Below are 22,906 nucleotides of genomic sequence, written 5' to 3'. Positions count from 1 at the left end.
CCTGTTTTGCATGGAAATTTATTTTCCAAGCTCATTTCACCCCACAGGAAACGCCAGGTGATCATGAGTGAATTCCTACCCGTTTCTCGAAATAGGCATCATTTCGGTGCCCAAAGCTCTCTCTTCGCACCAGCATGACGCAAAACGCTAATATTCACGCCCGAATTCGTGCTGCCAATCGGCGCCTGACTCGCTCAAGGGCTGTCGTGGCCATGGCCTTTGACGGAATTGGCAAGCCCCTTGCTTAACCAAGAGGAATGTTTCTTTCCTTTCAAGAATCGACCCTCGTGCGATCAGGCAAGGCAAGCAGCAGGCACAAGCCCTTGTGAAGCGCCTGAAAAGGCGCCTGAAAAGGCGAAAGAACAACAACACCTCCTGCGGCGGATGCGCGTCTTGCGTGCCATCTTCGCCAGCATCAGCAGGACTACGGCACCCCCCATTTACGCTAGGCAGCACGACTCACAGGAGAAAGGGACGCATGGCGAATTCATGGCGCATCTCGGCACTGGCCGAACAACACCGCAAGCTGGGCGCGGAGCTCGAAGACTGGAATGGCATGGGCACCGCCTGGAATTACGCCGTCTCGGAAACGGCCGATGACCACGAGACCATTCGCACCCGCGCCGGTCTGATGGATGTCTCGGGGCTCAAGAAGATCCACTGCAATGGCCCGCATGCTCAGGCCGTGCTGGATTACGTCACCACGCGGGACATGTCCAAGCTGTATCCGGGCAAGTCGGTGTATGCCAGCGTCTTGAATGAGGCCGGCAAGTTCGTCGACGACTGCATCGTCTATTGCCTGGCGCCGAACTCCTACCTCGTGGTGCACGGCACGGGCACCGCGAATGAAATGCTGGCCAAGAGTGCCCTGGGGCGCGCCGTCAGCCTGACCTTCGATGACGACATGCACGACATGTCACTGCAGGGGCCGGTCGCGGTGGATTTCCTGGAGCGTCACGTGCCGGGTATCCGTGAGCTGCGTTACTTCCACCATCTGCAGACCCAGCTGTTCGGCTGCCACGTGATGATCTCGCGCACCGGCTACACCGGCGAGCGTGGCTACGAGATCTTCTGCAAGGCCAAGGACGCCCCCTCTCTGTGGGAGCAGATCCTCGAGGAGGGTGCCGACATGGGCATCAAGCCGTGCAGCTTCGGCACCCTTGACTGGCTGCGGGTCGAGAGCCACCTGCTGTTCTACCCGGCGGACAATTCCGAAACCTACCCGTACCCCGACCAGCCGGTGGGCGACACCCTGTGGGAACTGGGCCTGGACTTCACCGTCTCGCCGGGCAAGACCGAATTCCGTGGCGCCAGCGAACACTTCGCGCTGCAGGGCAAGGAACGCGTCAAGGTCTATGGCGTGCTGCTGGATTCGAAAGACGTCGCCCAGATCGGTGACAAGGTCTACGCCGACGGCAAGTGTGTCGGTGTCATCACCCAGGGCATGTACTCGCGCCTGAGCGATCGTTCCATGGCGCTGGCACGTCTCGAACCCGGCTATGCCGAGCATGGCACTCCGCTGACCCTCAAGACCGGCACTGACGGCGAGACCAGCCTCTCGGCCATCAGCCACTCCCTGCCCTTCGATGACCCGGAAAAGGCCAAGCGACTGGCTCGCGGCTGATCGCGCGCCACAGCCACGAGGCAACAAGCTCAAGCCGCGAGGCAACAGCTCAAGCCCCGCGGCAACAGTGCGAATCGCGTGATGCTGGATAGCGTGAAACCTGAGAGGCCTCCTCGGCATGGCGTCGAGGAGGCCTCTTGCATCACATGCCATGGAGTCAGGACGAGGACTGGCCACAAACGTGGATGAGGGTTGGCGGTAAACTTGATAATGTCACCCGATATCCGCACGCGGGTGACGCGCAACGACTCCCACAAGGATGCGCTTCTCACCCCGCCTGATCATTATTCCTATCGCATTCACCTCCGCCACAGGAGTTATCCATGCCGCGAGAATCCTCCCATTCCTCCGATACACCTCAACCGACAGCGCTTGACACGAAAGTGACTGACACAAGAGCGCCTTCGCTGGCTGCAGAACCTGCCGCGCAGTCCGAGGTGAAGGAGACCATCACCGCGGCAGCCGACGAGACACGCCTGGGACTCGAGCAGCACATCGCGCGCGCGCTCAAGCAGCAGCGAGTCTCGCAGGGCTACAAGATTTCCGACGTCTCGCGTATCGCCGGTGTCAGCCAGGGCATGATCAGCAAGGTGGAGAACGCCCAGGTATCCACCAGCCTCGATACCCTCAACAAGCTGTGCAATGCCTTGAGCCTGCCGATCTCGAAGCTGTTCAGCGATTACGATGTCAACGGGCGTGGTGCTCAGCACATCAAGGCCGGTCAAGGCATGCAGGTGGTTCGCACCGGCACGGAAGTCGGCCATGCCTATCAACTGTTGAGCTACAAGCAGGGTCCCAAGAAGCGCTACGAACCCTTCCTGATCACCATGGATGACGCCAGCGAAGTCTTCCCCAACTTCTGTCATGCCGGGCATGAATTCATCTACCTGCTTTCCGGCAACCTCACCTACCGTCATGGTGACAAGTTCTATGACATGGGGCCCGGTGACAGCCTGGCCTTCGATGCCGGTGTGCCGCATGGTCCCGAAAAATTGAACGAGGTGCCGATTCAGCTGCTGTCGATCATTCACTACGACGATGAATGAGCCTCTCTGACGTATGAGACCCTCGAACATCCATCATCATCGTCATGGGGACTGGACAACATCAATGAAGATTCGCCTTGCCACACCCAAGGATGCTCAGGGAATTTCACGCGTTGCGTCCGCACTGGGCTATCTGCCCCACGACGATGATGCGTTGATCCTGCAGCGACTGGAGCACCTGTTGGCGTCACGCCATGACCGCATCTGGGTGGCGGAACAGGCGGGCGAAGTGATTGGCTGGCTGCATGCCCAGCATGTCTTTCGTGTCGCTTCAGCCGATTTCATCGAGATACTGGGCCTGTCCGTCGCACAATAGGCGCAACGACAAGGCGCAGGGCGGGCATTGGCCAGGCAGGCCATTGCCTGGGCAACCGACGAGGCGCTGACCCTGCGAGTTCGCACCCATGAGGCGCGCGATGTCGCCAGGAAATTCTATGCCGCCTGCGGCTTTACGCTGGCCAAGACACAGTGCGTCTTTCAGATGACCCCGTGATTCTGCCCGCCTTCCTGATCGAGCTCACCCCGCCTTCCTGACTGAGCTCGCCCGCCTTCCTGACTGAGCACGCCCCGATTTCATGCCCTGCCATGCCCCGCAGGCCGAAGAAAGAATCGCCTGCCATGACAGCGTTGCGAGACGCGACCTGTATAGCCCTTCATTCCTCTGGCAGTCGTATCGCCTGGATGGCGGCAGAGTTGTCGTCGTTTCCTCCAGCTACGCCACCTGTTTTCTGCGCGCCGAGGCATGAGGATGCCGCCTCTTGCATGACTCCCCTCCCCACGAGAATCTTGCCATCACGTCGGCATGAGACTTTCGTCCGCCGGTGAAATATGTTTTTGACAGTGCCTTTTTCTCGGCTAGATTGAGTCGATGTAACGGGTTACATTCGAAGACAAGACATGGTTGCCCCGGCCATGTCCGCTACCTGCCCCACTGCATCATCCCCAACAATCAGAGGGTCGCTTCAGTCCCTGCTACGCCACGTACGCCCTGCTCCATGCATGACCTTCATAGAACAATCAACAATAAACGGAGACTCGACAATGGCTTGGTACTACTCCTATATCATTGGCTATTTCGTGATCATGTTCGCGATCGGCTACTACTACTTCCGCAAGGTGAAGACCTCTGACAGCTATCTGATTGCCGGCTGGAACATGGGCTACTGGAAGATCACCGGCACCACCATCAGCACCTGGTGTGGTGCGGCAGCCTTCATCGGCTGGATGGGGATGGGCTTTTCCAAGGGGCTTTCCGGCTACTTCATGTTCGCCCTGCCCGGTATCATCGCGAGCCTGATGCTGGTCATCTTCTTCAGTCGCCCGCTGCGGCGCAAGAAGCTCTATACCCTGGCGGATCTGTTCGGGCGCCGCTTCGGCCGCAAGGCCAGTCTGTTTCCCTCCTTCTTCTCAGCCTTCGTCTACTCGGTGCCTGCCACCGCGATCCAGATCATCGGCATGAGCACCATTCTCACCGTGGTGCTGGGGCTGGAGTTCAATACCGCCATCTTCGTGTCCTTTGCGCTGATTCTCGGCTTCACCATTCTGGGCGGCCTTGAAGCGGCCATCGTCACCGATGCCCTGCAGAGCATCCTGCTGATCGCCGGCATCATGGTGCTGGGCTTCACTGCCCTGAGTTATGCCGGAGGACTGGAACATGCTCTGCTCAATACGCCGATCGAGTTCCTCGCCCCGCTGCCCGAAGGCAAGACAATGGAGGTAGTGACCTTCGCGCTGACGGTGGCGCCGTTCTACCTCGTCTGGCAGTGCACCTGGCAACGCATCTTCGCCTCCGAAAGTGAAGATGTGGCCATCAAGGCCGGCGTGTCAGGCTTCTCCATCGTGATGCTGATCTCCTTCTTGCCCTACTGCATCGGCGTGCTGGCGCGTCAATTCGTGCCGCTGGATACCTCGGCCGATCTCGTCTTCTCCTACGTCACCATGCAGTTGCTGCACCCGGCCATCGGCGGGCTGGTCATCGTCGGCCTGCTGGCCGCCCTGATGACCTCGGCGGATTCCTACATCCTGCAGGGCAGCTCCAACCTGGCGCATGATCTCTACGGCAACTTCATAAATCGTCACGCCAACGAGAAGCAGAAAATGGCCTCGGCGCGCCTGAGTGTCGTCATCATCAGCGTGCTGGGACTGGGCGTCACCTTCCTGATGACCGACATCATCTCGGCCTATCAATGGGCGCTGCGCATCTCGGCTACCACGCTGATCTTCCCGTTCTTCGCGGTGATGTTCTGGAAGCATGCGACGTCCCGCGGCTGCATCAGCAGCATGGCGAGCGCCCTGAGTGTCACCGCCCTCTGGCCACTGCTGTCGACTGGCATCGACCCCGCCTACCCGGGCTTCCTGACCTCGCTGGTCGTGCTGGTGGTCGTCAGCAAGCTGACCCGCCATAGCCCCAGCGAGGATGTCGCGGCCTATTACTGGGATGGTGCCGAGTCACACGCCGCAAGCCCCCTCCCGGACGCCGCCAAGCCGGATATCGCACTGGCCTCGAAGGCTGTCTGAGCGACACCGGATCACCAGGACCGTAAAGACAGGAAGTGGCTCGGGGCTTGTCATCGCCACGAGCCATTTCACCGCCCTCTGGTGCCTGGCTTGCCGCTTGCTTGTGATCTCTTCACCCGCTGACTGATCAGCAGGATTCTCTGGCACGCCGTCATGACAAGGATGACTCACATGACCCGAGCAGTACCGACTTCCCACAGCGCCGCCAGGCCAGCCGCCCATCGTGTCCATAATCCCTACGCCCCGCTGAGCGAGTCAGGGCCTCAGCCCGGCACGCGCTGGCTCAAGGGCAATATCCATGTGCATACCCGCGAAGCGCTCGATGAGAGCATTTCGATGGACCGGATTCATGGCGAGGATCATGACGAAGTGATCCGGCGCTCACAGGCCGCTCCCTTCCACTTCGATTTCGTGTGCACCTCGGTTCACCCCTACCTCAACAATATCGAGCTGTTCTCACGCGGCGAGCAGCGTGATGACTTCGTGGTGATTCCGGGACGCGAGATCCAGAACGACACCATCGACGATGGCGGCTATCTCGACGGCTATTTCGCCGGCGAGCATTCGAAATATCTGCATGTGCTGAGCATGGGCAAGGTCGGCGGCCTGTCGATCTGCGCCCATCCCAACTTCTTCGAGACCACCCGCCCGCGCGAGGGGGGCGAGTGGACACAGATCAAGAAGACGCTCCTCAACCCGTGTGCGCGCCTCGCGGAGATGAACATCATGGGCATGGAGGTCTACAACGGCCTTTCCATCCTGGAAGAACACATGGGGGCCAGGCCCTACGCGCCGCACATGGCAGAGCCCTGCTGGGATGATCTTCTGTGTGAGGGAGTGCGCTGTGCCGGCTTTGCCGGCAACGACGAGTTCTATCGCGAACAATATGTCTACGAGAACTACGCGCCACTGGGTTTCATCATGGTGGCCGCGGCGCTCAACGAGGCCGATATCCTGCGCAACGTGAAGCGCAACCGCTTCTATGCCAGCACCGGGGTGATGCTGGCCGATACGCCACTGGCAATGTCTGAACAGCAGGGACGCTACACCTTGCGCGTCAGCGCACAGGACAAGGTGAAGTGGAAGGCGATGGTGCAGCGAGGCGTGGACTTCACAGGCGCGGGCGAGCCAGGCGCACCGCAGCTGATCGAGATCACGGCCCCCACCGCTGCTGCAGAGTGGGAGCTGGAGCTGGGCGGCGACTGGAAGTACGTGCGCTTTCAGGCCGAGTCACTGGACAACTCCCTGCACCGCGCCTGGTTGCAGCCGATCTATGGTCCGGGCTGGGTCGACTACAAGGCGCTGTGAGTCAGGCCGTGTGAGTCAGGCCCCGAGAATCAGGCCCCGTGAATCAGACCCCGTGAATCAGACCCCGTGAACAGGTGCTCAGCCCTGGCTGGGCGCCGGGCCTGCACTGCCACGAATCGCCAGCGACGCGTCCAGCAGGCGTGACATCAAGGGCGCGTCGTCCTCGAGATGGCGGATCAACGCCTGGGCGATCACCTCGCCCATCTCCTCCACCGGCAGGTCTACCGTCGTCAGCGGTGGATTGAGGAACTCCGCCATTTCCAGGTCATCGAATCCCACCACCGAGACCTGTTGCGGCACGCGGATTCCCCGCCGCTGCAGCGCCAGCATGGCACCACTGGCCAGCACATCATTGAGGCACATCACGGCGGTAATGCCATCCCGCAGGCCGCCTTGCCCTTCGCCATCGAGCGCGCCCCCAGGCTCACAAGAAAGCTCGCCTATCGCGGCGCTCGCCCCGGCGGTGGTGACATCGACGAACTGATCATGCTCGCGATCGGCGCGGGCACTCTCCAGCGCCTGCAGCGCGGCAACGGCGCCGTCGTAGCGCAGGCGTGCACGGTCGTTGTGCGCCAACGATTCGGAGAGGATGACGATACGCTGATGACCCAAGGACATCAGATACTCCGCCAGTGCCTTGGCCAGGCCGTAGTTGTCATAGCCCACCGTGATCAACGGCGAGTCCGGCAGGTAGATGCTGTTGAAGACCACCGGCACCGAGAAGCGTGACAGGTAGTCCAGTGTCTCCGCGGCATGACTGCCACCGGGCAGAATCACGGCGTCCACCCCCATGTTGACCAGCTCGCGCACCTTGTCGAATTCCGTCACCCGCCCCTTCTGGGTGGTCGTCACCAGCAGGCTGTAGTGCGCCCGCGCCAGCGCGCCTTCCAATGCATCGATGAACTTGGCGTAGATCGGGTTCTCGAAGGTCGGGATCACGATCCCCAGGGTGCGCGACTGATGCTGAGACAGCACACGCGCGGCATTGTTGGGCAGGAAATCGAGCGCGTCGGCCGCCGCCAGCACCTTGTCGGCCGTCTTCTTCACCACCTTTTCGGGATTGTTGAGCACCCGCGAGACCGTCGCGACCGACACCCCCGCCAGCTGGGCGACTTCCCTGACCCCGGCACGCCTGGGCTTGTTCATGGCTTGCTCTCCCTCGCCGCCTGCGCTCTTCGGGCCGGTTTCGCCTGGCGCAGGGCATCCAGCTCCGTCAGATAACGCTCCAGCACCAGATTGGGCGGGCGGCTCTTGCGCGTGATGGCGCTGTAATAGGTGACATAGGAGTTGGCCACCGGGCTGAGCGCCTGCATCTGGCCATCGCGCACCCAGCGCTCGGCATAGTGGGTGGGCAGATAGCCGAGATAGCGCCCGGAAAGCACCAGGAAGGCGATGCCCTCGCGGTCAGTCGCGGAAGCGGCGGCTTTGAGCGGCTCATGCAGCGCCTTGATCGCAGGCGTCTGGGCGTAGGCCGGCAGCACCGCATCATGCTGGCGAATCTCTTCCTCGCCCACCGGACGCCCCCGCGCGAGGGTATCGCCCGCCCGTGGCTCACGGAACAGCACATGGCCCCGCGCGCAGTAAAGGCAGGAAGTTTCCTCGTAGAGCGAGCGATACTCGAGCCCCGGCAGCGTCTTGAGCGTCGGGATCACCCCGGTATGCAGGCGGCCATCCAGCACGGCGCGCTCGATCTCGTTGGGAGGAATCATGCGGATGTTGATCATCACCTCCGGGCCGTGGCCCTTCAGCGCACTCAGCGCATCCGTGATGTGCATCTCGGGCATGGTGACCAGATTGTCGGTGATGCCGATGTTCAGCTCGCCCTTGAGCCAGGCATGCAGACCATTGATGCGTGTGCGAAAGCCCTCTGCCGCGGCCAGCATCTGCATCGCGGCCTCGTGGACTTCCCGCCCCTCATTGGTGAGAGCAAACCCGCTGCGCCCGCGCTGACAGAGCTTGAGGCCCAGCCGCGTCTCCAGGTCACTCATCGCCATGCTGATGGCGGAGCGACTGATGTTGAGCTCGATCTCGGCCGCCGAGAAGCCACCGCACTCCACTACCTTGCGAAAGATACGCAGCAGACGCAGGTCGGTATCGCCGAGCTGCCCCCGCATGACCTCGCCTCGCATAAGCCGCGCCTCCTGTTGTTGAACGGTTCCGCGCCAGACGGCGCCGAGATGGCGTAGCGAACGCCAGCGGAAAGTTAAGTAAATGCTTTCCTGAAGATAAAGACAATGGCATTTATCTTACCAAAAGGACTTCCTAATCTAGTTGGACAGGAGCCGAGAACCAACAACAACACACTCTGTGGGAGACATCATGACCGCCTTCGATACATCCCCTTCCGCCCAGGCAGGCTTGAGCCAGGAGCAGCTCGATGCCTACTGGATGCCCTACACGGCCAACCGCCAGTTCAAGCAGGATCCGCGCATCATCACCAAGGCGCAGGGAGCCTACTTCACGGACTCCCAGGGCCGCCAGATCTTCGATGGCCTGTCGGGTCTCTGGACCTGCGGTGCCGGCCATTGCCGCCCGGAAATCGCCGAGGCGGTCAGCGCGCAGCTGCGCGAGCTGGATTACGCGCCCGCCTTCCAGTACGGCCACCCCAAGGCCTTCGAACTGGCGCACCGCATCAAGACGCTGATGCCCGAGGGGCTGGATCACGTCTTCTTCACCGGCTCCGGCTCCGAGAGTGCCGACACCTCACTGAAGATTGCGCGTGCCTACTGGCGCAAGAAAGGCAAGCCGACCAAGACCAAGCTGATCGGACGCAGCAAGGGCTATCACGGCGTCAACTTCGGGGGCTTCAGCGTCGGTGGCATCGGGGCCAACCGCTCGCTCTACGGCCAGGGGGTCGATGCCGATCACCTGCCGCATACCCTGCTCAAGGAAAATGTCTTCACGCCCGGCATGCCCAGGACCGGTGCCGAGCGCGCCGATGAGCTGCTGGAGCTGATCGCGCTGCATGATGCCTCCAACATCGCCGCCGTCATCGTCGAGCCGATGGCAGGCTCCGCCGGCGTGCTGCCGCCGCCAGTGGGCTATCTCAAGCGCCTGCGCGAGATATGCGACCAGCACGACATCCTGTTGATCTTCGATGAGGTCATCACCGGCTTCGGACGCATGGGCGCCATGAGCGGCGCCGAGGAATTCGGGGTCACGCCGGACATCCTCAACGTCGCCAAGCAGATCACCAATGGCGCGGTGCCGATGGGCGCCGTGGTCGTCAAGGGCGACATCTACCAGTCCTTCATGGACAACGGCGGCCCCGACTACATGATGGAGATTCCCCACGGCTACACCTACTCCGGTCACCCGGTGGCGTGTGCCGCGGCGCTGGCGTCCCTCGACGTGCTCGAGAACGACCAGCTCATCTCCCGCGTCCGCGAGCTGAGTCCGGTATTCGAGAAGAAGCTGCACGAGCTCAAGGGCACGCGTTACATCAGCGACATCCGCAACTACGGCCTGGCCGGTGCCCTGCAGGTCGAGGCCTATCCCGGCGAGCCGGCGCGGCGCCCGTATGAGATTGCCATGCACTGCTGGAAGGCCGGTTTCTATGTCCGTTACGGCGGCGACACCATCCAGCTGGGCTTGCCGTTCATCACCGAACACGACGAGCTGGACCGCCTGATCAATGCCCTCGGCGATGCCTTCGCCGCCCAGGACTGACGGTCACCGCTCAAGACTGACCATCAACATTCAGAACTGACGATCAACACTACTTCATTCATCGCCATTCATTTCACAAGTCATCTCAGGGAGCCCACCCAATGAAGACGCTCGGACACCTCATCAACGGCAACATCGATCACAGCGAAGGCCGTACCCAGGACATCTTCAATCCCTCCACCGGCGAAGTCGGCGGTCAGGTGCGTCTGGCCAGCAAGGCGACGGTCGAGGAAGCCATCGCGGCCGCCGAGGCCGCCTTCCCGGAGTGGCGCAACACGCCGCCGATCAAGCGCGCCCGCGTGATGTTCCGCTTCAAGCAGCTGCTGGAAGAACACGCCGACGAGATCGCCCGCCTGATCGGTCAGGAGCACGGCAAGATCTGTCACGATGCGCTGGGCGAATTGCAGCGCGGCATCGAGAATGTCGAATATGCCTGCAGCGCCCCTGAACTGCTCAAGGGCGAGCACAGCCGCAATACCGGCCCGGGCATCGATTCCTGGAGCGAATTCCAGCCGCTGGGCGTGGTTGCCGGCATCACGCCGTTCAACTTCCCGGCCATGGTGCCGCTGTGGATGTACCCGATGGCGATCGCCTGCGGCAACACCTTCGTCCTCAAGCCCTCCGAGCGCGACCCGACGTCCACGCTGTTCATCGCCGAGCTGCTGATGGAGGCCGGACTGCCGGCCGGCGTCATGAATGTCGTCAATGGCGACAAGGAAGCCGTCGATACGCTGCTGGACGACCCGCGCATCCAGGCGGTCAGCTTCGTCGGTTCCACCCCGATCGCTGAATACATCTACAGCCGCGCCGCGGCCAACGGCAAGCGCTGTCAGGCCCTCGGTGGCGCCAAGAACCACGCCATCGTGATGCCGGACGCCGACATGGAATACGTGGCCAACTCACTGAATGGCGCCGCCTTCGGCTCCTCCGGTGAGCGCTGCATGGCACTGTCCGTCGCGGTGGCCGTGGGAGATGAAGCCGCCGACAAGCTGATCGCGCAGATGAAGCAGCAGATGGAAGGCCTCAAGGTCGGCATCTACAGCGACAAGGGCAATGATTTCGGCCCGCTGATCACCGCAGCCCATCGCGACAAGGTGGTCGGCTACATCGACAGCGCCGAGCAGCAAGGCGCGACGGTGGTGGTCGATGGCCGCAATCCGCAGGTCGAAGGCGGCGAGAACGGCTTCTTCGTCGGCGGCACCCTGATCGATGGCGTCACCCCGGAGATGACCTGCTACCAGGAAGAGATCTTCGGCCCGGTGCTGCTGGTCGTGCGCGCCGATTCGATGGAAGCCGCCATGCAGCTGATCAATGATCACGAATACGGCAATGGCACCTGCATTTATACCCGCGATGGCGAAGCCGCCCGCTACTTCAGTGATCACATCCAGGTCGGCATGGTCGGCATCAACGTGCCGCTGCCGGTACCGGTCGCCTATCACAGCTTCGGCGGCTGGAAGCGCTCGCTGTTCGGCGATCTGTCCGCCTACGGCCCGGATGCGGTGCGCTTCTACACCCGCCGCAAGACCATCACCCAGCGCTGGCCTTCCGCCGGTCTGCGTGAAGGCGCCCAGTTCGCCTTCCCGTCCTGATCCATCGCCTTCGCTTTCTGACCCATCACGAACGCGGATCATCGCCTGATAACAACTGCGCCGGACAGCCCTGCTGTCCGGCGCTTTCGTGTGCTCATCATGCAGGGTCATGCCGGCAGTCAGCTCCTGCCCCTTGCAGTGGCCAGAAACGGCTCCACATAGTCAGGACATCTCATCACGAGAATCCCGACAACATCGGCGGTCAGCACCGTCACAAGGAGCCAAGATGATCTGGGTAATCGCCACCGTTACCGCCAAGGAAGGCCACGTTCAGGATGTCTTCAATGAACTCTGCGCCGTCGCGCCCACCGTGCGCGAGGAAGATGGCTGCCACGCCTACCACCCGTGCCTGGACTCCGAACGCGCCGCCGACAAGGACAACGACCCACGCCCTGACACCATCACCGTGGTGGAAGCCTGGGAATCCCACGATGCGCTGCAGGCCCACCGTGAGACCGAACACATGCAGCGCTTCCGCGACAACGCCGGTGACTGGATCGCCGATGGCGATATCCGCATTCTGAGCCCGGCGGGCTGATAGACAGAACAGCATCGGGGAAGACCCAAAAAAGCCCGGCCTCCAGGAGGCCGGGCTTTTTCGTGAGATACCGCTGAGCAATATCCGCTAGCAGCTTTACCTGCCGTCCACCATTGAACACAGGTACACCTCGTCTGATCTGCGTCTCGTGAATGTGCAGCACTCGCAGGGATTATCGGTTGCCTGAGGGCTTCTCAGCGCTGATACTGTATATGAATACAGTGTCGAAAGGAGACCCCACCCATGACCGTATCTGCCGCTCAACCGTCCCACGCCTCGCTGGCTCGCCCTCATCCAGCACCGGAGCCCTGTGCACTGCCGCACCCTCACATCACGGGGCGCGCTGGCATTTCCGGCTTCCCCTCGCCGGCCGAGGATTACGCGGGGCGCACGCTGGACCTCAACGAGCGGCTGATCAAGCGCCCGGCAGCGACCTTCTTCATGACGGTGGCGGGTGACAGCATGGAAGGCTTCGGCATCTATGAGGGCGACACCCTGGTGGTAGACCGCTCCATCGATGCCCGTCCCGGGCATATCGTGGTGGCACTGGTCGAGGGTGAGGTGGTGGTCAAGCGTTATGAGCTGATCGGTCAGCGCCCCTATCTGAGCTCCGGCAATGCCCTGTATCCGCCGGTCGCGATCTTCGACCTCGAATGCCAGGTCTGGGGGGTGGTGCGTTCCGTCATCCACGAATACGCGGTATGAATACGCCGATGATCGGACTGGTGGACTGCAACAACTTCTACGCCAGCTGCGAGCGAGTGTTCGACCCGCGCCTGGAGGGCCGCCCTGTCGGCGTGATGTCCAACAATGACGGCTGCGTGATCGCGCGCTCCAACGAACTCAAGGCGCTGGGCGTGGAGATGGGCACCCCCGCCTTCCAGCTACAGCCACTCGTCCGTGAGAGGCGCATCCACCTGCTCTCCTCCAACTATGAGTTGTATGGCGACATGTCGGCGCGCGTGCGTGAGGTGCTGGAGGAATATTCCGCCGGGGTCGAGCCCTACTCCATCGATGAGATGTTCGTGCGTTTCGATGGCTTTGATCGCAACTCGATGCTGACGTTGAGCCGCACTCTGCACCGCAATGTCCGCAAGTTCACCGGCATTCCCGTGTGTGTCGGGGTGGCGCCAACTCGAACGCTGGCCAAGCTGGCCAATCGCGCTGCCAAGAAGCGTCCGGAATTCGGCGGTGTCTGCGTGCTGGAACCCGATGAAGTCGGCACCCAGCGCCTGCTGGCCGATACGCCACTGGGCGATGTCTGGGGCGTGGGCCGACGATTGGTCGAACGCCTGGCACTGCAAGGCCTGCACACTGCCTGGGACCTGCGCTGCGCCGACCCGCGCGCCATCGGCCAGCGGTACTCCGTGGTACTGGAACGCACCGCACGCGAACTGCAAGGCACGCCCTGCTTCGAGATGAATGATGCCGATGACGCTCGCCAGCGCATCATGACCTCGCGCTCCTTCGGGCGCATGACCGGTGACTTGAATGAACTCAGGGACGCCATCCGCCAACATGCCCAGCGCGGCGCCGAGAAGCTGCGCCATCAAGGCAGCCTGGCACGCGCCGTGCTGGTCTTCCTCAAGAGCAATCGCCACCGACCCGACCTGCCGCAATACTCACCCAGCACCATCGTCGAGCTGCCCGCCCCCACCAATGACAGCCGCGAGATACTCGCCGCCGCGCAACAGGCGCTGGAGCATATCTACCTACGCGGTTATCGCTTCATGAAGGCTGGCGTGATGCTGCTCGATCTCATCGACCAGCCACGCGAGCAACTCTCGCTGCTCGACGACGAAGCGGATATCGCCAGGCGTGAACGCAGTCAGCAGCTGATGGCGACACTGGACGCCATGAATCAGAAGATGGGCCGCGGCACCGTGCGTCTGGGCGTCGCACGCCCCGACGCCGCCTGGCAGCTGCGCTGCGCCCACCGCAGCGCCCGCTACACCACCAACTGGCAGGAATTGAAGCGGTTGCGTTAGAATAGAGAAAATCTTTCATTACAGATACTTAAGTATATTGCTAACACACTAATAGTATATTATCGTGCTAGCAATATACGTAAACATGAAATCAATTGATCCTATAAAATCTCGTCACTAACGTAGCGCCGTTTCTATTCTTCCACAATTCATACTTTGACTTAGCAAGTATTCGGCTACCATTAACGAAACCAATAACAGTTTCATTATCACCAGCGCGGGAAGGAAGAAAATCTTTAGCTAATATATAGTGCTGTTCTAAATTACTGTAACTCCAGAAATCTACAGCTTCAGACCAATCTTCAAGCCTATTGCTTATATTATTAAACTCATTCACATTAATCATTATAGTTGCATAATATGCCGAGGACTTTTCACTCTCCCCCATAACATAATAAGCGATATTGTCTGGCAAGTTATACCTACTCTCAGAGAGATTGTAATAATCAGATTCACACCCCCACCCTCCTCCTTTGAACGACCAACCGTTCGTATTATTTATTTTACGATATTCATTCATGCTAAGGCATAAAGCATTAGGAGCAATTGGTAGGGGATTCCTGCGCAAAATCTGCTCTTTAGTATAACCTACACTATCTTTCTTATAACCAGCCTCAATCTTAGATTTATTATTAGCTTCCAAAGCCGCTACAACCTCTCTGTCTTCAGCAATCACAATTACTAAAAAAGCCGCAATGCATAACAAAACAACAATCTGCGCATTATTCATTATAATCTCCCTAGCAAAACCAAAGCCACAACAAAAATCAGAAAATAAAAAACAAGAACCCCACTTTACTTTATATAAGCAACAAAGCATTATTTTACTTAAACATGTAAACACAATCACAACATATCCAACACAAAAGTATGCCGACCACACACAAACCAAGGATAGCCCTACATTAAACCATTGCAATAAAAAATAACCGTTAACCATACACTTAATGAACAATATTGTTAACAATGATTGCCAACAATACCTCAATGGCACGTACCACCTGCGTAGATTGTTGCACCCACAGCAAAGGTGTTTTACACCAGTGCCGCTTTATCAATGACTTGCGAACGCTCATGCTGTGCGCCATTGCTGAAAAGCCAACAGTTGTGGAGTACCCGGCATGAAGATTCTACTGATCAACGGCGGCAAGGCCTTTGCCCATTCCAATGGCGAGCTGAACGCGACGCTGCATGAACTGGCGCGCGGTGAGCTGGCCGAGCTGGGTCATGAGGTGCGTGAAACCGTCATCGAGGAAGGCTTCGAGGCCAAGGCGGAAATCGAGAAGCAGCTGTGGGCGGACCTGATCATCTATCAGACCCCAGGTTGGTGGATGGGTCTGCCGTGGACCGTGAAGAAGTATCTCGATGACATCCTGACTGAGGGCCACGGCTCTCTGTATGCCAGCGATGGTCGTCATCGCACCAGCCCGACCCAGGGCTACGGCACTGGCGGCTTGATGCAGGGCCGCCAGTACATGCTGTCACTGACCTGGAATGCGCCACTTGAGGCCTTTGATGAAGAAGGCAACTTCTTCGAGGGCAAGGGCATCGATGGCGTCTACTTCCCGGTGCACAAGGCGATGGAATTCCTCGGCATGACGGCCTTGCCGACCTACCTGGCCACTGATGTAATCAAGAATCCTGACCTGGCAGCCTACACCCAGGCCTACCGCACGCACCTGCGCGAGCACGTCGGCCGCGCCTGAAGGTTCGAGAGATGAGTTGCGAGCGCTGAAAGCATTCGAGCCCCCTCGTGAAACAGGAAGCCCGCCACCGGAGACATGACCGATGGCGGGCTTCTTGCGTTCTAACGAATAGCGGCGACCAGCGCTCACTATTGAGAGGGTAAAGGTCTCAGAAGCTCCAGCTGGCGTGCGTCCAGAAGATACGCCCCGGCTCATTGACCTGTACATCGCCCTGCAACGGATCGTCGTAGAAACGATTGACGTGGTAGGCGTAGGCCTTGTCGAACGACCGGTGCGAGCATGGCAGATCCACTGGCGAAGACGGTAAACGTGCCTGTCAGTGGAGAGGGGTGCCCGTTTACACCTTGGCCTCCTGCAGGTCATCCCCTCGCTTGTGCGTGGCGCGAATCCACAGCCAGTCCAGCAGCCCCATCACGATCAGCGAGAGGCCGACCAGCGGGAAGATGACACCGATGATCATCATCAAGCCCCAGACACCGGCGATACGCTTGCGCTCCTTGGGCAGCGGCGGGATACCGATACCGCCCACCGGACGACGCTTCCACCACATCACGCCCGCACCGACGCTCATCATCACCATCGCGATACAGGCCAGTACCAGCACCAGCTGGTTGATCAGCCCGTACTGCTGCCCCAGGTGAACATTGATGCCCCACTCCAGCGCTCGACCCAGCGGGCCATAATCGGCGTAATGCATGTCCAGCAGCACATCGCCGGAATAGCGATCCACATGCACCACCTGCTGGCGCTCCAGCGCATCCGGATAGATAGAGCCGGTGTAGACGCCCTGCGGCGAGCCCGGCAGATTGATGGCATAGCCCGGCGCCAGGCCTTCGCGAGCGAAGATGCGCTCAGCCTGATCGAGGCCGATATCGGCATGGGCAATCGCGGCGGCACTCAGCGGCACGGCCGCGGCGGCGGAGGCCTGCTCGGCACCAGACTTGGTGCTACCACCGCCATGCCCGGCATGCTCTCCCTCGTCCACGACGTGGCTTGTCGCTACAGCCGGCAAGGAAGATAACGGGATAATGGCCTGTTCGAGCGACCAGGTCGTCCGCTCCTGGTCCACCAGACGGGTATCCGACATCGGCGTATTCACGCGCACGCCATCGGGATACCCGAAGTTATGCCCGTTGGCCAACTCGTTGACCTTGGCACCCCACACCATTGACCACGGCATGCCGGTCACGGCGAGAAACAGGATGAAACCAGCGGCGAAGATGCCACACACGGCATGCAGGTCGCGCCACCACAGACGGCGCGCAGGCGTGGTACGCAGCGTGACGACGCCACCCTTCTGGCCCCGCGGCCACCACAGATACAGGCCGCTGAGTACCAGCAGAATGCTCCAGCCGGCGGCGATCTCGATCGCGGCATTGCCGATGGGACCGGTGATGGCGAGGCTGTGCAGATTGCGCACCGTCCACATGATGCTGTCACGGTAGGCCATCTGCCCCTGCACTTCACCGCTGTAGGGGTTGACGTAGACCGCCTGCTTGCCACTGCCATCGGCTGCCACGATATCGACTTCCGTGGTCAAGTCACTGGCCGCAGGCGGCACGACACGCACAGCCTTGCCGGGCAGACTTTGCACGGCGACACGCACCTGCTCGCTCAGCGGGACACTCGCCTGTGCCTGGCCATTGACCTGTTGCACCACCGGCGTGTTGACCTTCATCAGGTCGGCATGTACGAAGTGGTCGATCTCTTCACGGAACAGATAAAGACCGCCGGTGACGGCCAGCAAGGTCAGGAAAGGCAGCACCAGCAGGCCGGCATAGAAATGCCAGCGCCACACGGCGCGGTAGATATCGCTGAAACCGCGAGCGGCGCGACCCGCGGAGTCGGTATTGGTTGTTGAACTCATCTCGATTACCCATCGACAGGTGCCACGACGCGCGACGGATGCTTTGTCCGCCGGTCAACGTGAGGTCACCAAACACTATGGAGAGCCACCGCGAGGTGGCCCAGCAATTCATGGCGCGAGGGAATCGTGGGGTGGCGCGCGCCCGGGCGGACGCAGATAGACATTGATGTCGCGGAACGCGACAAGGCAGGGACGCGGGGCAGCGTCGCGAGACAACCGCCCCAACGCCAGCAACAGGGCAGCGGCGACCAATGCCAGCGTGAAGGCCGCCATGCTGGCCAACGGACAATCCGAGGCAGCAGAACTATGGGTGATCTGCGCCTGCGAACCGCTTTCGCGAGCGGCACGCGTTATCCAGTCGCTATCGGCACTCACCCAACGCCCGGTGCCGACGCTCTCGAAGACGGCATGGTCGTTAACCATCACCACTCGCGGGGCCGCCAGCGGCATGACCAGCATGGCGGCCAACGCGATCAGCATCACGAAGACGACATGCCCATTGGCCGCGGTCAGTCGCGACAGGGCGCGATGATAGGAGACGGATTCACGCCTGGCGTGGCGAGTCGAGGGACAAGTCACTGTCATGCGCCCCCCGTGACCGGCACGTTCGCGTTTGCGCTCGTGTTGACGGTCGCAACACTGTCAGAGGACGGCGCTGCGGCCACGGACTGGAGCAGGAACGTCAGGCGATCAGCAAGCTGCGCAGGCGTCTGACTGAGCGGCAGGGTGTCACGCAGCCGGCCCTGCTCGTCGATCACGAAGATCGCCACGCTGTGGTCGATCATGTAATCGGCCTCGCCCGCCGACGCCTGCGCTTGCGCGTGTTCAGGGGGATGACTCTGCTCGGGTTCTCGCCGCTGAAACTGGATACCGAGGCGCTGGGTGAATTCCTCCAGACGCGTGTCGTCCTGTGACGGGAGGCGAAGGCCGGTCACCGGCAGGCTGAAGGGAGACAGATAACGTGACAGCACGGGCAGGGTGTCGCGCGCCGGATCCAGCGTCAGAAACATCGGATGCAGATGCGCGCGTGAAGTCTCGTCAAGGCGTTGCCAGGCCATCTGCAGCCGGGCAAGCGACAACGGACAGATATCCGGGCAATGCGTAAAGCCGGGAATCAGCACACTCAGGTGGCCCGCTTCCCCCCGAGACAAGGTGTCCGCGTGCAGCAGTCCCCGCGTGGAAGGCAGCTCGAGCGTCGTCGGCCACGCATCACGCGGTTGATGCGAGGCAGAAAGCCCAGTAATCAACGCGATAATGACGAGGGCAAAAGCACTGAGTCCCATCAGGATCAGCTTGCGCGGCGACATGAACACTCCAGCGTGGCGTGCAGAGAAGGTAAAGGCAGCAGGGTCGATGACAGGGATGCTAACCATTCACACCCGTGAAACCACTAATGCGACAAGTTGCCACAGCGATTGCCCCGGGCCTTCGCAAGCGCGACAAGGCCCTAGATAGCGTAAAGCCATCACCACCATCATCAGATTCAAAGTGCGTCTCACCCGGACGGGCACGACACTGTCTCCATGCTCCTGCAATTGAGCCAGTCCCCCAACCCCTTCTTCCCCTCACGCCATGAGGCTTCGCCATGATTCAGCGCCTTTCCCTGCACCCAGCCATCCTTGAAGTGCGCAACCTCGATGCCGCTTGCCGTTTCTTCACCGAAACACTCGCCCTGCCCATCCTATTGCGCAACGCCACCAGCGCGACCCTGGAGCTGAACCATCGCCGAGACAAGCAGACCAGCGTATTGCTGTTGCAGCGCAGTGCCGAGCAACCCGACAGCCGCCAGCTGACGCTGGAAATCGAGCGAACGGACTTTGCCCGCTTCCGCGATCAATGGCAGGCCCAGGGAGCGCATCTGATCGAGAGTCACGGCAGCAGCGCCCCCGGCTGTGCCTGGCAGGTGCTCGATTGCGTGCTCCCCGATGGGCATCGCCTACGCGTGGTCAGCATCAACCCCGAGCGCTGCGCTCCGACGATCAGCCGTGGCATGGGCATGGCACCCTGAGATTCCAGCACACCAGATGGCTCGAGAGTCTCCGCTGGGCCGGCGCATGACAAAAGCGCCGGCCCCGCTATCAAGTGCGCCATCATGGCGAGAAATGACGTACCGGTGAGGCGTACAAGGAGATGGCTTGAATGCCCATCATGGCTGAGGCGTCAGTAGTTGACCAGCAACTCATCGATGACCGGGTTCATCTTGGTTTCGACACTGGCGTATTTAGAGAACCCCAATCCCCCTTTTGCTATTAGATGATACTGCGCATAGGCGATTTCATCGCCATACGGATCATTGAGCCAAAGTTCTGCGTGTGACAGATAGGTAGTGAAGTCCCAGGAGCGCAAAGCGGTATACGTCAATATCACTTCACAATGGCCGGGGACCGGAGCGTCATAGACTCGCGTATTCAAGCCATTGCGACTGAAGCCCTGCTGGATCACATTCAGGAAGCCGGGCACGATCACGGCCTCATTGCGCTCGATGCACACGGTATCCAGATAGGACATGCGCTCCAGAGGCTGAACCTGCACCGAGGTACAGCCGGCCATCACGAAGGTGATGGAAGCTGCCAATAACGCCTTCGTCATCCCTGTCATTCTTGACTCCCTGTCATTGAACAAGAGGCTTTATCGCGCTATATGCCATGGAAGGCATGCTTGTCCGCAGGGTATTAGTGAAAACAAATAAATGCGAGGAATCTGCCCGTGATCAGGCGTAATTCCCCCATGCAAGCGCGAGTCTCCTACAGAGACACCGACAAATGATGACAGGCGTGGCAAACATGAGTCCCCTTTATCACGCCGAGCCAATAATGCCCCACTGACAGCGTGCGCGGATGTCCGTATTGCCGCACTCTTGCCCGACGCAGCATTAAGTATTGCTCAGCGACAGAATCGCCAGCCCCGCGTGCCGAGGTGGAAGTGATCACGATGGGCGGCGTTGTAATCCGGCCCCAGCACGGTACCGAAACTCTCACAGGCGGCGTCCTGCACGGCACGCAGGAAGCGGCCCGGGGCATCTTCATCCTCGGGCGCCGTCCAGTCGCGCGGCAGGCGAACCTGACGGCCGTCCGCCAGCGTGAAGCCTGTTACATCCAGCGCATCCGCAGTGGCATGTTCACTGCGACGTGCGTTCTCTCGTCCGTAGATGTTGCGGCAGGCGTAGCTGCCCACATGGGACACTTGCGTCACCTCGCTCCCCATGACTTCCTGCGCCGCAGACTTGAGCCCATGGCGCTCGAAGCGCAACCAGCTCACCGCCAGCGGGCAGCTGGCAATGAAGGACTGGTTGAAGCGAACGCCCTGCTCACCACTCACGCCTGACGCCGAATGCATGCGTACGCTGTTTATGAGGTCACAGCCGTTGTCGCTGGGGCGGTCCGGCAGGAAGGAAACCCGTTGCGGGGCTTCCCGCTCGAGAAATGCGCGGCAGGCGGCCGGGTTCTCGTTCAAGCGTGAGAGCTTCCAGCCGGTCACCATGCCGGGCGGGTCCTCCAATTGCAGTGGCGCCCATGGGAGATAGTGAGCGGGTATCCAGCGCTCCAGCACGATGATGTCGCGCTGGACCGCAACGCCCAGGCCGATGACCACCAGGCATATCAGCGTGAGCCCCATGCCTTTGCGGCGCTGCTTGTGCTGCAAACCGTTCATGTTCGCCTCCTGTGCGCGATGCAGGCCCTCACCTGCCCCGGGCTTCGCCTGCCCTGGGCTTCACCTGCACCAGGGTGACTGACCACCGTGAATGGCATGACGTATCGACCGCCTCATATATGCCATATCAGAAACAGTGAAATGAAGGGCGAGGCGCTGTCAGAGACGCGGCTGTCCACTATGCTGGACGCCATTCAGCAGACCAGCCGCATGCCCTTGAGGGGCCACTCCCCGGCTGCTCTCTGCACGCCAAACCGCTATCAGGAGCGCACATGACGACAGCCCCTACCTCACGCCTGGGCACGATCCCGCTCTCGGTGCTGGACCTTGCCCCCATCCGCGATACCGGCAGTGTTGCTGAAACCTTCCACAATAGCGTCAGTCTCGCCCAGCATGTCGAAGCGCTGGGCTTTCATCGCCTGTGGCTGGCCGAGCATCACAACATCGATGGCATCGCCAGTGCCGCCACCTCGGTGCTGATCGGCCATGTGGCGGGCAAGACCTCCCGCCTGCGGGTCGGCTCGGGCGGCATCATGCTGCCCAATCATCCCCCGCTGGTGGTGGCGGAGCAGTTCGGCACCCTGGCCACGCTCTACCCGGACAGGATCGATCTCGGACTTGGCCGCGCGCCGGGGTCCGATGGCATCACCATGCAGGCGATGCGCCGCGACCCTTCCGCCGGCGTGAATGACTTCCCCCAGCGGCTGGCCGAACTCGAGCAGTATCTGGGCGAGGCCTCACCCGGTCAGCGCGTCAAGGCCATGCCGGGGCAAGGCACTCATGTCCCCCTGTGGCTATTGGGTTCCAGCGACTACAGCGCACGCCTGGCAGCGAAAAAAGGTCTGCCCTTCGCCTTCGCCGGTCAGTTCGCCCCCGGCTACATGCTGGAGGCCATCAAGCTCTATCGCGAGAACTTCACGCCCTCCGAGGTGCTGGATGCGCCCTACGTGATGCTCGGCCTGCCGCTGATCGCCGCCGACAGCGATGAACGCGCCCGTTTCCTGGCCAGCACCCAGCAACAGAAATTCCTCAACCTGATCCGCGGCAAGAGCACGCGTGCCCTGCCCCCACGCGAGACACTGGACTGGTCAGCACGCGAGGAAGCCATGGTCGGTCAGAATCTGGCCGCTGCCATCATCGGCGGGCCTGAGCGCATTCGCAGCGAGCTCGAGCATCTGCTGGAGGTGACCCAGGCCGACGAATTGATGTTCAACTCGGATTTCTATGAGCATGCCGACCGCCTGAAGAGCTACGAGATACTCGCCGAGGTCGCCGGGCGCCGGACGCCGGACGCCAGTCAATGACGTGAGCCCCTTCACGCTGACTGGCTTGCCAAGACAAGACGCCGCTCACATCTCCTGTGAGCGGCGTCTGTCGTTATGAGCCTGCCGTGAAGGCAC

21 protein-coding genes and 1 pseudogene are annotated in these 22,906 nt (G+C 60.9%); 14 read left to right on the top strand and 8 right to left on the bottom strand.

Translation table 11 applies throughout. The features are described 5' to 3' along the window. Window positions 1–478: 478 nt before the first annotated feature. From HA399_RS07170 to HA399_RS07145, 6 genes and pseudogenes are all read left to right on the top strand, one after another. Complete coding sequence (locus HA399_RS07170) at window positions 479–1,624, top strand: aminomethyltransferase family protein (RefSeq protein WP_404326619.1); 1,146 nt, start codon at window positions 479–481, stop codon at window positions 1,622–1,624. Between the two features lie 383 nt (window positions 1,625–2,007). Further along, a complete protein-coding gene (locus HA399_RS07165) occupies window positions 2,008–2,670 on the top strand; it encodes a helix-turn-helix domain-containing protein (protein WP_404326617.1) in 663 nt (220 codons plus the stop codon). 64 nt (window positions 2,671–2,734) lie between these two features. After that, a complete protein-coding gene (locus HA399_RS07160) occupies window positions 2,735–2,986 on the top strand; it encodes a hypothetical protein (protein ID WP_404326615.1) in 252 nt (83 codons plus the stop codon). Between the two features lie 15 nt (window positions 2,987–3,001). Next, window positions 3,002–3,163 (top strand): annotated as a pseudogene (locus HA399_RS07155) (hypothetical protein); the annotation flags it as partial. Window positions 3,164–3,711: 548 nt separating this feature from the next. Next, complete coding sequence (locus tag HA399_RS07150) at window positions 3,712–5,187, top strand: sodium:solute symporter (RefSeq protein ID WP_404326614.1); 1,476 nt, start codon at window positions 3,712–3,714, stop codon at window positions 5,185–5,187. Window positions 5,188–5,358: 171 nt separating this feature from the next. Then, a complete protein-coding gene (locus HA399_RS07145) occupies window positions 5,359–6,495 on the top strand; it encodes a hypothetical protein (protein WP_404326612.1) in 1,137 nt (378 codons plus the stop codon). 78 nt (window positions 6,496–6,573) lie between these two features. Here the strand turns inward: HA399_RS07145 and HA399_RS07140 are convergent, their stop codons facing one another. Further along, window positions 6,574–7,641: a LacI family DNA-binding transcriptional regulator gene (locus HA399_RS07140; RefSeq protein ID WP_404326611.1), complete on the bottom strand. Its 1,068-nt coding sequence runs from the start codon at window positions 7,639–7,641 to the stop codon at window positions 6,574–6,576. After that, complete coding sequence (locus HA399_RS07135) at window positions 7,638–8,624, bottom strand: LysR family transcriptional regulator (RefSeq protein ID WP_225996410.1); 987 nt, start codon at window positions 8,622–8,624, stop codon at window positions 7,638–7,640. Before HA399_RS07135 ends, HA399_RS07140 begins: the two co-directional genes overlap by 4 nt. Window positions 8,625–8,814: 190 nt before the next feature. On the opposite strand from HA399_RS07135, the gene HA399_RS07130 reads away from it, so the two are divergent. The 5 genes from HA399_RS07130 to HA399_RS07110 all read left to right on the top strand — a co-directional run bounded on the left by HA399_RS07130 (window position 8,815) and on the right by HA399_RS07110 (window position 14,282). Beyond that, on the top strand, window positions 8,815–10,164 hold the full coding sequence (locus tag HA399_RS07130; RefSeq protein WP_404326609.1) for an aspartate aminotransferase family protein: 1,350 nt from the start codon (window positions 8,815–8,817) through the stop codon (window positions 10,162–10,164). A gap of 101 nt (window positions 10,165–10,265) precedes the next feature. After that, window positions 10,266–11,756, top strand: coding sequence for a CoA-acylating methylmalonate-semialdehyde dehydrogenase (locus tag HA399_RS07125; protein ID WP_404326608.1), 1,491 nt, complete (start codon window positions 10,266–10,268; stop codon window positions 11,754–11,756). Window positions 11,757–11,982: 226 nt separating this feature from the next. Continuing rightward, entirely contained in the window at window positions 11,983–12,294 is a 312-nt protein-coding gene (locus tag HA399_RS07120; protein ID WP_043332154.1) for a putative quinol monooxygenase, read from the top strand. A 243-nt stretch (window positions 12,295–12,537) separates the two neighbouring features. Beyond that, entirely contained in the window at window positions 12,538–12,999 is a 462-nt protein-coding gene (locus HA399_RS07115; protein WP_043332158.1) for a LexA family transcriptional regulator, read from the top strand. Between the two features lie 8 nt (window positions 13,000–13,007). Next, a complete protein-coding gene (locus HA399_RS07110; protein WP_404326924.1) occupies window positions 13,008–14,282 on the top strand; it encodes a Y-family DNA polymerase in 1,275 nt (424 codons plus the stop codon). Between the two features lie 91 nt (window positions 14,283–14,373). Here HA399_RS07110 and HA399_RS07105 read toward each other — a convergent pair whose 3' ends face one another. Further along, a complete protein-coding gene (locus HA399_RS07105) occupies window positions 14,374–15,012 on the bottom strand; it encodes a hypothetical protein (protein WP_404326607.1) in 639 nt (212 codons plus the stop codon). A 391-nt stretch (window positions 15,013–15,403) separates the two neighbouring features. Here HA399_RS07105 and HA399_RS07100 point away from each other — a divergent pair, with 391 nt between their 5' ends. Continuing rightward, window positions 15,404–15,988, top strand: coding sequence for an NAD(P)H-dependent oxidoreductase (locus HA399_RS07100; protein WP_043332160.1), 585 nt, complete (start codon window positions 15,404–15,406; stop codon window positions 15,986–15,988). Between the two features lie 337 nt (window positions 15,989–16,325). On the opposite strand, the gene HA399_RS07095 is transcribed toward HA399_RS07100, so the two are convergent. From HA399_RS07095 to HA399_RS07085, 3 genes are all read right to left on the bottom strand, one after another. Further along, window positions 16,326–17,855: a PepSY-associated TM helix domain-containing protein gene (locus HA399_RS07095; RefSeq protein ID WP_404326605.1), complete on the bottom strand. Its 1,530-nt coding sequence runs from the start codon at window positions 17,853–17,855 to the stop codon at window positions 16,326–16,328. A 108-nt stretch (window positions 17,856–17,963) separates the two neighbouring features. Continuing rightward, window positions 17,964–18,440 (bottom strand): hypothetical protein, encoded by a 477-nt coding sequence (locus tag HA399_RS07090; protein ID WP_279836244.1) that lies wholly within the window; start codon window positions 18,438–18,440, stop codon window positions 17,964–17,966. Beyond that, window positions 18,437–19,162 (bottom strand): SCO family protein, encoded by a 726-nt coding sequence (locus HA399_RS07085; protein ID WP_404326604.1) that lies wholly within the window; start codon window positions 19,160–19,162, stop codon window positions 18,437–18,439. The genes HA399_RS07090 and HA399_RS07085 overlap by 4 nt, the downstream gene beginning before the upstream one ends. A 278-nt stretch (window positions 19,163–19,440) precedes the next feature. On the opposite strand from HA399_RS07085, the gene HA399_RS07080 reads away from it, so the two are divergent. Further along, window positions 19,441–19,863: a hypothetical protein gene (locus tag HA399_RS07080; RefSeq protein ID WP_404326603.1), complete on the top strand. Its 423-nt coding sequence runs from the start codon at window positions 19,441–19,443 to the stop codon at window positions 19,861–19,863. Window positions 19,864–20,015: 152 nt separating this feature from the next. Here HA399_RS07080 and HA399_RS07075 read toward each other — a convergent pair whose 3' ends face one another. Next, the gene (locus HA399_RS07075) at window positions 20,016–20,453 is read right to left on the bottom strand and encodes an Sbal_3080 family lipoprotein (RefSeq protein ID WP_404326602.1); all 438 of its coding nucleotides are present in this window, start codon (window positions 20,451–20,453) and stop codon (window positions 20,016–20,018) included. A gap of 285 nt (window positions 20,454–20,738) precedes the next feature. Further along, a complete protein-coding gene (locus HA399_RS07070) occupies window positions 20,739–21,506 on the bottom strand; it encodes an extensin family protein (RefSeq protein ID WP_404326601.1) in 768 nt (255 codons plus the stop codon). A 272-nt stretch (window positions 21,507–21,778) separates the two neighbouring features. On the opposite strand from HA399_RS07070, the gene HA399_RS07065 reads away from it, so the two are divergent. Further along, window positions 21,779–22,810: an LLM class flavin-dependent oxidoreductase gene (locus tag HA399_RS07065; protein ID WP_404326600.1), complete on the top strand. Its 1,032-nt coding sequence runs from the start codon at window positions 21,779–21,781 to the stop codon at window positions 22,808–22,810. The last annotated feature ends 96 nt before the right edge of the window (window positions 22,811–22,906 follow it).

The organism is Cobetia sp. UIB-001 (genome assembly GCF_044789135.1).
Taxonomy (GTDB): domain Bacteria; phylum Pseudomonadota; class Gammaproteobacteria; order Pseudomonadales; family Halomonadaceae; genus Cobetia; species Cobetia amphilecti.
This window is presented reverse-complemented; position numbering and strand designations above follow the sequence as displayed.